Origin of the sequence: Algoriphagus aquimarinus, from assembly GCF_007997215.1 — a bacterium.
Classification (GTDB): domain Bacteria; phylum Bacteroidota; class Bacteroidia; order Cytophagales; family Cyclobacteriaceae; genus Algoriphagus; species Algoriphagus aquimarinus_A.
The window spans coordinates 229875-242175 of sequence record NZ_VORW01000005.1 but is presented as its reverse complement, the minus strand read 5'-3'; the positions used below and the strand labels follow the sequence as shown (position 1 = coordinate 242175).

The window sequence follows — 12301 nt, the reverse complement described above, 5'->3', positions numbered from 1 at the left end:
TTCTTACAAAATCCGGGATTTTTCTTTCATATCATGGAATTACACGTAGTTAATACAGGATTTTTCAAACTGGATGGAGGAGCCATGTTTGGGGTGGTACCTAAAACGCTTTGGTCTCGAACAAATCCAGCTGACGAGAATAACCTTTGCACATGGGCGATGAGATCTCTTCTTGTAGTCGATGGAAATAGGATTGTATTAATTGATAATGGTATTGGGAATAAGCAGGATGCTAAGTTTTTCTCTCATTTTTATCTTCATGGCGATGATTCTTTGGATCAAAACCTGAAGAAACTGGGTGTTAGCCCTCACCAAATCACAGATAATTTTTTGACGCATTTGCATTTTGATCATTGTGGAGGTGGAGTGAAATATGGCTCACACGGGCAATATGAGATGACTTTTCCAAGAGCCACTTACTGGTCAAATAAAGAGCATTGGCAGTGGGCAACTATCCCAAATCCCCGTGAGAAAGCTTCTTTCCTTGAAGAGAATATCCTTCCAATGCAGGAGTTGGGCCAATTGGGTTATTTGGATCTGGATAAGAAGTCATTCTTACCTGGATTTGATTTTATCACTGCAGATGGACACACGGATAAACAAATGCTTCCAAAAATCCAGTATAAAGGAAAGACGGTAGTTTTTGTAGCTGATTTGCTTCCTTCTGTTGGGCATATTCCATTGCCTTATGTGATGGGTTACGATACTCGACCTTTAGTCACGATGGATGAAAAAGCAAAATTTCTAGAAGAAGCTGCACGTGAGGAGTATGTTTTATTCCTTGAACACGATGCTGAAAATGAGTGCTGTACTGTGAAAATGACAGACAGAGGCGTGCGCTTGGATCAAACATTCAGACTAGATGAAATCTAACCTTAAGATAGGTATTGCTCTTTCTGGTGGAGGTGTTAGAGGGATTTCACACTTGGGAGTGTTAAAGGCGCTCACTGAGTCTGGGATTTACCCTACGAAAGTTTCTGGGACTTCAGCTGGAGCTATCGTTGGAGCGATGTTTTGCCAAGGCTATACACCTGAAGAAATCCTTAAAATAATCGTAGAAACTAATTATTTTAAGTTTTTGCGTCCAGCGATTTCCCTAACAGGATTCCTGAAAATGGATTCTGTGGGTAATCTATTTAAGCTTTATCTTGATCACGATGATTTTTCTAAGTTGCAGATTCCTCTCACCGTAGCTGCTACTGATATCAAAAAAGCAAAAGTCAGGTATTACTCAGAAGGGGAGTTGATCCGCCCAATTATGGCTTCTTCTTGCATTCCAGGCATGTTTGATCCTATTGTTATTGGAAAAAGATACCTAGTGGACGGAGGAGTTCTTAATAATATGCCGGTAGAGCCGCTGGAAGGAGTTACAGATTATGTGATTGGTGTGCATTGCAATCAGCTACCGGAAGAAAGTAATGTCAGTAATATGAAAAAACTGATCGAGCGCTCTGTAATTATGGCTATGAATTATAATGTGTACACTCGAAAATCTAAGTGTGACTATTTCATTGAGCCTCCAGGACTTGGAAGATATGGCGTATTTGATATTAAAAAAGCCTCTGAATTATATGGCTTCGGTTATGATTACACGATGAATTACATTGAAAATAACCCTTCGATTTTGGAATTAGCAGTGAAAAGTAATAAATCTAGTATAGCATGATGAAGTTTTTGTCTCGTATTGTGTTTTGGATTTCAGGCTGGTCTTTGAATAATCAGTGGCCGAAAGGATTGAAAAAAGCGGTGCTTATTGCAATTCCACACACCTCCAATTGGGATATCTTGTATGCTCGTGCAGCATTCTTTCTCATGGATATTCCAGTACGTTTTACCATCAAAAAGGAAGTAATGGTAGGTCCTTTGGGTTGGTTACTTAAAGGGCTTGGAGCAATTGCTATTGATAGGAAACGTATTCCCGGAGGTAAGAAACAAACCTATACTGAATCCATGGTCACCATGTTAAATGAGCGAGACGAACTCGTAATCATGGTGACACCAGAAGGAACTCGAGGTCAGGTGAAAAAATGGAAATCAGGATTTTACCATATTGCACTGGGAGCAAATGTTCCTATAATTGTTGGCTACCTTGATTATAAGAAGAAGGAAGCCGGTATAGGTCCATGCATCTATCCAGATGGAAATATGGATGCGCAAATCGAAGAATTAAAAGTCTTCGGAAGAACTGTAACAGGAAGACATCCAGAGAAGGGGATTCTGTAGAATTTGAAATTTCTATAAGGAAATATCGCTTGAATTATAGTGCCAATTCGATTTAACTTTTTGTAACATCTCAAAATGAATTTTTAGATTGAATTCAATTAGCTTTTAGTTCAAAAGGTTTTTAATTGAATTCTAACATTGCTTTTTATGAGATTGTTAATTGCTGCAGCATTATTTTTAGCTGTTAGTGCCTGTGCTTCAAAAGAAGAGAAAAAGCAGGCAGTCTCGGATCAAATTAGAGTTTCATTAGACACTGTGCTAGTGGATTCAGGTGATGAGTTTCTTCATTTACAGGATCAACTTTATTATTCTGGTCTATCTAATGATAAAAGCTATCTGATCAATTTTAATAGACAAGATTATACCACAGAGAAGATTGATTTAAATGAACTTAGACTTTCAGAAAAGGTTCAATTCGAAAAAGAAGGTCCCAATGGCGTACTTAACGTGGTTAACTATGTTTCACACTTCTCTCTTTGGTCGGATGGAAATATACTTTTCTGGGATTATTTTTTATATAGGATTTTTGATCAAAATGGACAGTTAGTCAGGGATTTGGCACTGGATAAAATTGCTCCTGAATTCCTTGGAACTGATGAATACTATGCAGGAGCATTTTTTCAAGTCAAAAATAATTCAGATAGGCTTATTGTATTTATTTTTCACCAGAAGAGTGGATCTCTCCTGATACTTGATTTTGATTTGAAAGATCAAACTTTTGAAAAGATAGAGTTGCCAGAATTAGAAAAACTAAAGGATTTTAATGTTAAGCTTTTGTTTGAAGGATCTCCAGCAGGAAGCTATGGGCCAAGTGCCTCAGCTATAAATGTCAATGGGCAAATTATTATTAGTAATACTGCCTTCAATGAAGTGCTTATTTTTGATTTGGAAAAAGACAGCCTTTATACGAAAAGCTGGAATACCCATTTACTGGCCGATAAGAAAAGTTATGTGCCTCCAAAAGAAGTTGAAAGAACCTCTGGTCAATTGAAGGAAATTATTAAAAGAAATGAGGAAGATCTTAATTACAAATCTTTTTTTTGGGATGAGAAAAATGAACGTTTTTTCAGGTTTTCAGAAAGAATTCATTTTGGAGAAGAACTCAATGGTTACGGAGACTATATATCGGCTGGGTCGGATATTTTTTTAAGTGTATTTGATAAGGACTTCAATCTAATTGCTGAAGCTGAGATACAAGAACTGGCTAAGCTTCCGCTAAAATACTTTACTAAAGATGGGGACATCTGGATGTTTGAAAATGTCAATGATGAATTGGCATTCGTCATTATGAAAATTGAAGATCTCTAGAGATTGTTTGACTGAGGAGGCTAATCTTGAAGGTATGAATCAAATTAGCATGCGCGACTTATATTTTAGTAGTAGCTAGCATCTGCTTTTAATAGATAAGTAGTTTCTGTTTTTAGTGAGTAAGGCGCTTTAAACAAAGTCAGGGAATAGCCTCGAAATACTTCTCTGATAGGTTGGAGGGTGTTTTTTGAAGTTTAATTTGCCTGACTACCAGTGAAACGCTACATTTGCAGCACCTAATGAACAGAACACCCAACACATCTTCCCCAATCACACCGCCTTAAGTATAGGCTAATACGCATTTTTTCCAATTGTTATTTATTGGCAACTTTCTCTTACCGAAAGTTTTTTCTATCGGTACCTATTTCAATTATATATCTCAGATTCTACACCCATGCAGAAAATCATTAACCTTTTTGATTTTAAACAACAAGTAAATTATAAGAATGAAATTCTAGCAGGGCTTGCGGTTTCAATGACCATGATACCGGAATCCTTATCCTTTGCTATACTAGCTGGCCTTCCTCCCTTAACAGGGCTTTACGCAGCGTTTTTAATGGGGATAGTTACTGCTATTTTAGGCGGAAGACCAGGTATGGTCTCGGGAGGTGCTGGTGCTACGGTTGTCGTGCTTATTGCGCTAGCCGCTTCGCACGGGGTAGATTATCTTTTGGGTGCAGTTGTATTGGCTGGAATCTTACAATTGCTGGTCGGTCTATTCAAATTAGGGAAATTTGTTCGCTTAATACCACAACCTGTTATGTACGGGTTCCTAAATGGTCTTGCTGTTATCATTTTTATGGCTCAAATTGAGCAGTTTAAAATCTTTGAGGGTGGTGTTTCTACCTGGATGCAAGGCCCAGCACTTTATCTGATGGTAGGGTTGACTATGCTCACCATCGCTATTGTGTATGTATTGCCAAAGTTTACCAAAGCTGTTCCAGCTTCCTTAGTGGCTATATTAGTTGTTTTTGGAATAGTTTATTTTTTCGATATAGATACTAAGAAAGTTATAAATATTGCTTCTGTAGGAGGTGCATTACCTTCATTTCGTATTCCAGAAATCCCATTTAGTCTAGAAGCTTTAAAAATCATTTTCCCGTATTCTCTTGTAATGGCTGGGGTTGGCCTGATTGAAAGTTTGCTAACTCTGAATATGGTGGATGAAATAACCAATACGAAAGGCCAGTCGAACAGGGAAGCTGCAGCTCAAGGTATTGCCAATATCACAAACGGGTTTTTTGGTGGCATGGGCGGATGTGCCATGGTAGCGCAAACTTTGGTCAATATAGGAGCAGGAGGGAGATCTAGACTTTCTGCAATCGTAGGAGCGACTGCTATTTTAGGGGTTATTTTGGTTGCTGGTCCTGTCATAGAACAAATTCCGATGGCTGCCTTAGTTGGTGTGATGATGATGGTGGCTATAGGAACTTTTGAGTGGGTAAGTTTCAGGATCATTAATAAAATGCCACGACACGATATTTTTGTAGGTATTCTCGTAGCGTTGATCACGGTTGTTTTACACAATTTAGCCTTGGCAGTATTGATAGGAGTGGTTATTTCAGCACTTGTATTTGCTTGGGAAAGTGCCAAACGAATACGTGCTCGAAAATATGTAGATGAAAATGGAGCTAAGCATTATGAGATTTATGGCCCGCTTTTCTTTGGTTCTACTACCGCATTTATAGAGAAATTTGATGTGGAGAAAGATCCTGATGAAGTAATTATTGACCTCAGAGAAAGCAAAGTAGTAGATATGTCTGCCATTGACGCGCTTCACAAAATCACTGAGAAATATCTAAAACAGGGGAAAAAGGTACATCTAAGACATTTAAGCCAGGATTGCAGGCTTTTGCTAAAAAATGCGGAATCGGTTATAGATGTAAATATTATCGAAGACCCAACCTATAAAGTGATGACAAATAAGTAGATGGATTTCCATCTATTAGGACTTTGAATTTGGCAAGGTCCATTTAATCCACCTGATTCTCTTAAGTTTCTAGCATTTGCTTAGCTATTAGCGTCGGAAAGAATCTCTTACTTGTGAATAAATGAGGGGTTTTAGGAAGGAAATACTTCTTCAATCGCCTTTAAAATAATAGCACAGGCTTCATGAATCTCGTCTGACGTGATGGTCAAAGGAGGAGCGATTCGCATGGCATCGTCGCAGAAAAGGAACCAATCTGTAATCACTCCCAATTCAATTGCTCGATCAATGATGGGCTTGAGCGTATCAAAAGAATCAAACTCCACGGCCATCAGCAATCCTTTATTCCGGATGCTTTTGATCTTTGGGTGCACTAAAAGTGACTTGATCAAATTGGCTTTCTCTTCAACTGACTCAATCAGCTTCTCTTCTTGAAGAATTTGTATGGTTGCCAATGACGCTGCTGAACTAACGGGATGACCACCAAAAGTAGTGATGTGACCTAGGATAGGATTGTTTTTGAATACACCCATTACCTCTTTATTCGCTATAAATGCGCCTATTGGCATGCCGCCACCCATTCCTTTGGCACAAACAAGAATATCAGGTATGATCCCAAAATGCTCGAAAGCCCAGAATTTTCCTGTTCTACCGAATCCACATTGAACTTCGTCCAAAATCAATAAAGTGCCTGTTTCATCACATCGGGTACGCAAGGCTTGAAAATACTCCTTCGTGGCAACTCGAATTCCTGCTTCGCCTTGGACCGTTTCTATGAGTACTGCAGCAGTATTTGAGTCAATACTTTCTAAATCGGAGATCTCCCCATAATTTATGTGGCTAACTCCTGGAAGTAAAGGTCGGTAGGCTTGTTTGAAAATCTCATTTCCACCCACGCTAAGCGAGCCGTGTGAACTGCCATGATAAGCATTCACACATGAAATCAAATTAGGTTTGCCAGTGTATCGCTTGGCGAGTTTTAATGCGCCTTCAATAGCTTCACTTCCGCTGTTAACTAAATAGACATTGTCTAATTTCTCTGGTAAGGTGTCGCAAAGTGCTTTAGCTAAAAGTGACTGAGGGCTTTGCACATATTCGCCATACACCATGAGATGTAGGTATTTTTCAAGTTGTCCATAGATCGCTTCCAGTACTTTTGGATGACGATGTCCCACATTGCTTACGCCAATTCCTGAGATCAAGTCGATGTATTTCTCGCCTTTAGGGCCATATAAATATACTCCTTCCGCTTTTTCCACCTCGATCATCAAAGGGAAATCTGTTGTTTGAGCTAAGTGTTGTAAGAAAAGCTGACGGTTATTCATGACTGGTGTTTAAATCAATAGCTTGAAAATCTGAAGAAGATCCCCAGTGGCAGTTTTTTGTTTTGATTGTCTTGAAGGTAAAGTTCGCCATGCTCTGCGTTCTGTACATTTTTGAACGTAGTGTTGATCAAGTTCGCTGCGATGAGTGATGAGAAGCTCAGTGAGTACATGTTGAGCAAAAGGAAATGATCTTTTGGATCAAGAATCTCAGCACAGACTTTCAGCATTTCATTGATTTGCTCTTCCAAAACCCACTTTTCTCCATCTGGTCCGCGACCATAGGCAGGAGGGTCTAAAATGATTCCATTGTACTTATTTCCACGACGGGCTTCTCTTTTGATGAATTTCATCGCATCATCCACCATCCAGCGGATGTCAGATTGAGCTGAAGATTCCATATTGTGTCTAGCCCAAGTCACGACTTGCTTCACAGAGTCCAAGTGAGTCACGTCCGCTCCTGCGGCTTTGGCTGCCACACTTGCAGCTCCTGTATAGGCAAAAAGATTGAGAACTTTAGGTTTTGCTACTGGTGAGCGCTTGATGGTTTTATAGAGGTAATCCCAGTTTACAGCCTGCTCAGGGAAGAGACCGATATGCTTAAAAGAAGTTTGGGCAAGATTTAGCTTCAAGTTTAATCCATCAGGATTAGAATATTCAATGGCCCAGTTATGCGGCATTTTCTTCAATTGCTCCCAATTTCCCTTTTCAGGATTGCTTTTTTCTTTAGCAAAATGCGCATGAGCCAGATTTCTCCACTCACTTTCAGGAAGAGTTTTATCCCAAATCGCCTGAGGTTCCGGTCTGCTGAGAATGAAGTCTCCAAATCGCTCTAGTTTCTCAAATCCTCCAGTGTCAATGAGTTCGTAATCATTCCATGGGCCAGGACAAAGTGATAGTATGGATTCGTTCATAGGGTATTGTTTTTCAGGAAGCAAAAATAAGAAATTAATTGGAGGGAGTAGGAAGCGATCTTTAGAATCCGTTTTTGAGATCATTTAATTGATTCTTTTCAATTGTACAATTCGAAACTAGTGTTGAATATTAGAAAAGAACGGCTGGAACTAGGATCAAATGGTCATGGTATAAATTAAGTCGATTGGTACTCAGGGCAGTACTTCATTCAGTCTTGGTTAATCTTACTGTTAAATCTGTTTTTTTGTACTTTTAGGTTTATTTTGAAATTGAAAAAGAACTATTTCTTCTGTTTTCAACCAACTTACAATCACCAAAGAGTATAAATGTCCAAGAAATTTATCGATATAGAAAAAGCCATTGATTCCAAAAATCCTGCGCTTTTGAAATGGATGCCTGGCTTTATGCTCAACTATATTAAGCGGGTAACTCACGAGGCTTGGATGAATGAGGTCCTTGACAGAGTTGATCATTTGCATGGAATTGATTATGCAAAGGGTTTGATGAGAGAATTGAATATAGAGGTGGAGCTGAAAGGAAAAGAAAATATCCCTAAGACAGGTGGGATTATCATTGCAGCGAATCATCCACTTGGAGGAATTGATGGAATTGCATTAATTCAGGCAATAGGAGAGGTAAGGACAGATGTACGGTTTTTGGTAAATGACCTATTAATGGCTTTCAAAAATTTCAATACATTATTTATTCCTATTAATAAGCATGGTAAAAATTCAGGAGATACTTTAGCTGCAATTGAATCGGCTTATTCTGAGTCGTATGCAGTTTTAATCTTTCCTGCGGGGCTTGTTTCAAGGAAAGATGATTCAGGAATTCGTGATTTGCAATGGAAAAAGAGCTTTGTAAGCAAAGCGAAGAAATACAAAAAAGATATCTTACCTTGTTTTATAGGAGGTAAAAATTCCAAATTTTTTTACAATTTGGCTTATTGGAGAAAGAAGATTGGCATCAAAGCTAATATCGAAATGTTTTACCTCGCTGATGAATTATACAAGCAGCAAGGGCAAAAAGTGGTGATCACTGTAGGTGAACAAGTTTCCTATCAAAGCCTTAATTCCTCTAAAACGGATGGACAGTGGGCAGATCATTTGAAGGATGTAGTTTACGAACTTGGTAAAAAAGAATGAATAAAGAAGCAGCAATAATTCCGGCAATTGATAAAGAACTACTGAAGGCTGAGTTGATTCCGGAGCGTTTTTTACGATATACAAACAATGGAGACAACCTAGTTTACTTGGTTAATTTTCATAATGCCCCAAATGTAGTACGGGAGATAGGTAGACTCCGGGAATTGACTTTCAGAGCTGCAGGAGGCGGAACAGGTCTAGAGCTAGATTTAGATGAAAATGATATCTGCGAAAATTGCTATGAGCAATTAGTCACTTGGAACCCTGAGGATGAAGAGATTGTGGCAGGCTACAGATTAATCAATTGCAAAAATTCAGTTAAGGCAGACGGTAGCTTAAATCTTTCTACGACCCATTTGTTTGACTTTACAGAGCGATTTATTAAGGATTATATTCCTTACACTATTGAGCTAGGTAGATCATTTGTTCAGCCTAAATACCAACCAGCATTTGATAATCGAAAAGGAATTTTCAGTCTTGACAATCTTTGGGATGGCTTAGGAGCTGTTGTGTTAATGAATCCGGATGTCAAATATTTATTTGGTAAAGTCACCATGTATCCGCACTTCAGCCGTGAAGGGAGAGATTTATTGTTGATGTTCATGAATTACTATTTTCCGGATAAGGACGGATTGGTAAAGCCTAAAGATGACTTGGCATTGGGGTATGAAACTGATTTACCAAAAGCTGGAAATCCATTTGAGGGCTTGGAATATAAGGAAGGGTATAAATTACTTAATGGGCGGATTCGTACTTACGGCGAGAATATCCCGCCTCTGATCAATACCTACATGAATCTATCTCCTACTATGATGACTTTCGGTACAGCTTTGAACGACGAATTTGGCGAAGTAGAGGAAACGGGGATATTGATCACACTGGCGGATATATACGAAACCAAAAAGCATAGACATATGGATACATTCGAGCGCGATAAAATCTATGGAAGCAGGTAAGAAGATGTCTGAGAAGGTTACATTGGTCGTTGGCGCCACAACTAACCCGTCTAGGTATGCGTATTTTGCGGCAAGTAGATTGGCCAATGCTGGTGTTCCGTTTATCCCAATTGGAATCAAATCAGGCGAAGTTTTTGGTGAGGAAATACTTGATCTCCGTACAAAACCTGATTTAGAAAATATTCATACGATAACTCTTTATATAGGGGCAGTGAATCAAGAGGAATGGTTGGATTATTTAATCAGCCTACATCCAAAAAGAATCATCTTTAATCCTGGAACGGAAAATCCTTTATTTTTTCAGAGAGCTAAGGCGGCGGGGATAGAGGCGATTCATGCCTGTACATTGGTTATGTTGAGTTCAAATCAGTATTAATAACCTTGAGGCACAGTTTTGAAAGCTGGTATTTCAAATGGTTTTTGTGTACCTGTGTATAGCGAAAGCCTGTGAAAAGTCACTTTTTTTATCTATCTTGCCACATCTAAGAAAGAACATAAAATCACCCTTTTAGACCCAATTTGAGGGTTTTCTCCAAAACATATGAGTGAAGAAAAAGCGAAGAATCTAGGCGAATACGGTGCCAGTAATATTCAGGTATTAGAAGGTCTTGAAGCGGTTCGTAAGAGACCTGCTATGTATATCGGTGATATTGGAGTCAGAGGCCTCCATCACTTGATCTGGGAAGTTGTAGATAACTCTATCGATGAGGCTCTTGCAGGGCATTGCGATACGATCAAAGTCACGGTGAATGAAGATAATTCAGTTACCGTCGAAGATAACGGGCGTGGGATTCCTACAGATATGCACGCTAAGGAGAAAAAATCTGCTTTGGAAGTTGTGCTAACTGTACTGCATGCTGGTGGTAAATTCGATAAGGATACCTATAAGGTTTCGGGTGGTCTGCATGGTGTAGGTGTTTCTTGTGTGAATGCACTTTCAGAAGATTTGAAAGCTACAGTTTATCGCAATGGAGTAATCACAGAACAGGAATTTAAAATCGGAGTGCCTCAATATCCTGCCAGACAAATTGGTGAGACAGATCGCAGAGGAACTACCATTCATTTCAAGCCTGACTCTTCTATTTTCGCGATTACAGAATATAAATATGAGACGATAGCCAACAGGCTTCGTGAAATGTCATTTTTGAATGCTGGTATCAGGATTATTTTAACTGATCTAAGGGAGAAGGAAGACGACGGAACTATGAAATCAGACGAGTTTTACTCTGAAGGTGGATTGGTGGAATTCGTACAGTATCTGGACGTGAGCCGTGAGAAAATCATTGAAGTTCCGATTAGTATTGATACAGAAAAAAATGGAGTACCCGTTCAGGTAGCTATGAACTATAACACTTCATATTCTGAGAATGTGGTGTCCTATGTAAATACAATCAATACTTACGAAGGAGGTAGCCACGTTTCAGGATTTAGAAGAGCGCTGACCAGAACTCTTAAATCTTACGCTGATAAATCCGGAATGCTGGATAAGTTGAAGCTGGAAGTTTCTGGTGATGATTTCCGTGAAGGTCTTACTGCGGTAATTTCAGTGAAGGTTCAGGAACCACAATTTGAAGGACAAACCAAAGCTAAATTAGGTAACTCTGAGGTAGTTGGGGCGGTGGATAGTGCTGTTTCGGAAGCTTTACAGTCTTGGCTGGAAGAGCATCCTAGAGAAGCAAAAGTTATTGTTGGTAAAGTGGTTTTGGCTGCACAAGCAAGACACGCGGCAAAGAAAGCACGTGAAATGGTGCAGCGTAAGAATATACTTGGTGGCGGTGGCTTGCCAGGTAAATTAGCCGATTGTGCAAATAGTGATCCTACTGTCTGTGAACTGTACCTAGTGGAAGGGGACTCGGCAGGTGGATCTGCTAAGCAAGGAAGAGATCGTGATTTTCAAGCGATTTTGCCATTGAAGGGTAAAATTCTAAATGTAGAAAAAGCTCACGAGCACAAAATCTACGACAACGAGGAAATAAAAAACATTCTTACCGCACTAGGAGTTAAGATCGGTACACTGAATGACGACAAGGAATTAGATCTTACTAACCTTCGGTATCATAAAATCATCATCATGACGGATGCTGACATTGACGGATCTCACATTCGTACCTTGATTCTTACTTTGTTCTTTAGGTATATGAGAACATTGATTGAACATGGCTACTTGTATATTGCTTTGCCGCCATTATATTTATTGAAAAGAGGAAAGGACGAGAGATATTGCTGGACAGAAGAAGAGCGTAAGGTTCTTACAGCTGAAATGGCAAAAGATGGTAAAGAAGATAGTGTGGGTATTCAGCGATACAAAGGTCTCGGTGAAATGAACCCTGAGCAACTTTGGACTACCACTATGGATCCAAATTTCCGAACGATAAAACAGGTGAATATTGAATCAGCCGCCGAAGCAGATCATCTCTTCAGCGTGCTCATGGGAGATGAAGTTCCACCTAGAAGAGCGTTTATCGAGAAAAATGCTAAATACGCAAAAATCGATACCTGATCATT

General features: G+C 39.3%; 11 protein-coding genes. 9 read left to right on the top strand and 2 right to left on the bottom strand.

Translation table 11 applies throughout. From position 1 onward, the window contains the following. Nucleotides 1-33: 33 nt before the first annotated feature. From ESV85_RS11220 to ESV85_RS11200, 5 genes are all read left to right on the top strand, one after another. The gene (locus ESV85_RS11220) at nucleotides 34-873 is read left to right on the top strand and encodes an MBL fold metallo-hydrolase (RefSeq protein WP_146917606.1); all 840 of its coding nucleotides are present in this window, start codon (nucleotides 34-36) and stop codon (nucleotides 871-873) included. Further along, nucleotides 863-1666, top strand: coding sequence for a patatin-like phospholipase family protein (locus tag ESV85_RS11215; protein ID WP_146917604.1), 804 nt, complete (start codon nucleotides 863-865; stop codon nucleotides 1664-1666). Before ESV85_RS11220 ends, ESV85_RS11215 begins: the two co-directional genes overlap by 11 nt. After that, a complete protein-coding gene (locus ESV85_RS11210; RefSeq protein WP_146917602.1) occupies nucleotides 1663-2223 on the top strand; it encodes a 1-acyl-sn-glycerol-3-phosphate acyltransferase in 561 nt (186 codons plus the stop codon). Before ESV85_RS11215 ends, ESV85_RS11210 begins: the two co-directional genes overlap by 4 nt. Before the next feature lie 147 nt (nucleotides 2224-2370). Further along, nucleotides 2371-3531: a DUF4221 family protein gene (locus ESV85_RS11205; protein WP_146917600.1), complete on the top strand. Its 1161-nt coding sequence runs from the start codon at nucleotides 2371-2373 to the stop codon at nucleotides 3529-3531. 394 nt (nucleotides 3532-3925) lie between these two features. Then, nucleotides 3926-5461: a SulP family inorganic anion transporter gene (locus ESV85_RS11200; RefSeq protein WP_146917598.1), complete on the top strand. Its 1536-nt coding sequence runs from the start codon at nucleotides 3926-3928 to the stop codon at nucleotides 5459-5461. A gap of 131 nt (nucleotides 5462-5592) precedes the next feature. Here ESV85_RS11200 and ESV85_RS11195 read toward each other — a convergent pair whose 3' ends face one another. Then, the gene (locus ESV85_RS11195; RefSeq protein ID WP_146917596.1) at nucleotides 5593-6783 is read right to left on the bottom strand and encodes an aspartate aminotransferase family protein; all 1191 of its coding nucleotides are present in this window, start codon (nucleotides 6781-6783) and stop codon (nucleotides 5593-5595) included. Nucleotides 6784-6797: 14 nt separating this feature from the next. Further along, nucleotides 6798-7694 carry a class I SAM-dependent methyltransferase gene (locus ESV85_RS11190; RefSeq protein ID WP_146917595.1) on the bottom strand — a complete coding sequence of 299 codons (897 nt, stop codon included), beginning with the start codon at nucleotides 7692-7694 and terminating at the stop codon, nucleotides 6798-6800. Between the two features lie 327 nt (nucleotides 7695-8021). Here ESV85_RS11190 and ESV85_RS11185 point away from each other — a divergent pair, with 327 nt between their 5' ends. The 4 genes from ESV85_RS11185 to gyrB all read left to right on the top strand — a co-directional run bounded on the left by ESV85_RS11185 (nucleotide 8022) and on the right by gyrB (nucleotide 12296). Next, a complete protein-coding gene (locus ESV85_RS11185) occupies nucleotides 8022-8840 on the top strand; it encodes a 1-acyl-sn-glycerol-3-phosphate acyltransferase (RefSeq protein ID WP_146917593.1) in 819 nt (272 codons plus the stop codon). Beyond that, nucleotides 8837-9796 carry a GNAT family N-acetyltransferase gene (locus tag ESV85_RS11180; protein ID WP_146917591.1) on the top strand — a complete coding sequence of 320 codons (960 nt, stop codon included), beginning with the start codon at nucleotides 8837-8839 and terminating at the stop codon, nucleotides 9794-9796. Before ESV85_RS11185 ends, ESV85_RS11180 begins: the two co-directional genes overlap by 4 nt. Beyond that, nucleotides 9783-10172, top strand: a complete 390-nt coding sequence (locus tag ESV85_RS11175; RefSeq protein WP_223275976.1) for a CoA-binding protein — start codon at nucleotides 9783-9785, stop codon at nucleotides 10170-10172. Before ESV85_RS11180 ends, ESV85_RS11175 begins: the two co-directional genes overlap by 14 nt. A gap of 165 nt (nucleotides 10173-10337) precedes the next feature. Further along, the gene (gyrB, locus tag ESV85_RS11170) at nucleotides 10338-12296 is read left to right on the top strand and encodes a DNA topoisomerase (ATP-hydrolyzing) subunit B (RefSeq protein ID WP_146917589.1); all 1959 of its coding nucleotides are present in this window, start codon (nucleotides 10338-10340) and stop codon (nucleotides 12294-12296) included. Nucleotides 12297-12301: the final 5 nt, after the last annotated feature.

Bases quoted from the DNA above. Each gene is read 5' to 3' on its own strand.
- ESV85_RS11175 (WP_223275976.1), top strand. From the start codon at position 9,783: ATGGAAGCAGGTAAGAAGATGTCTGAGAAGGTTACATTGGTCGTTGGC.
- ESV85_RS11210 (WP_146917602.1), top strand. From the start codon at position 1,663: ATGATGAAGTTTTTGTCTCGTATTGTGTTTTGGATTTCAGGCTGGTCT.
- ESV85_RS11200 (WP_146917598.1), top strand. From the start codon at position 3,926: ATGCAGAAAATCATTAACCTTTTTGATTTTAAACAACAAGTAAATTAT.
- gyrB (WP_146917589.1), top strand. From the start codon at position 10,338: ATGAGTGAAGAAAAAGCGAAGAATCTAGGCGAATACGGTGCCAGTAAT.
- ESV85_RS11205 (WP_146917600.1), top strand. From the start codon at position 2,371: ATGAGATTGTTAATTGCTGCAGCATTATTTTTAGCTGTTAGTGCCTGT.
- ESV85_RS11215 (WP_146917604.1), top strand. From the start codon at position 863: ATGAAATCTAACCTTAAGATAGGTATTGCTCTTTCTGGTGGAGGTGTT.
- ESV85_RS11220 (WP_146917606.1), top strand. From the start codon at position 34: ATGGAATTACACGTAGTTAATACAGGATTTTTCAAACTGGATGGAGGA.
- ESV85_RS11195 (WP_146917596.1), bottom strand. From the start codon at position 6,783: ATGAATAACCGTCAGCTTTTCTTACAACACTTAGCTCAAACAACAGAT.
- ESV85_RS11185 (WP_146917593.1), top strand. From the start codon at position 8,022: ATGTCCAAGAAATTTATCGATATAGAAAAAGCCATTGATTCCAAAAAT.
- ESV85_RS11190 (WP_146917595.1), bottom strand. From the start codon at position 7,694: ATGAACGAATCCATACTATCACTTTGTCCTGGCCCATGGAATGATTAC.
- ESV85_RS11180 (WP_146917591.1), top strand. From the start codon at position 8,837: ATGAATAAAGAAGCAGCAATAATTCCGGCAATTGATAAAGAACTACTG.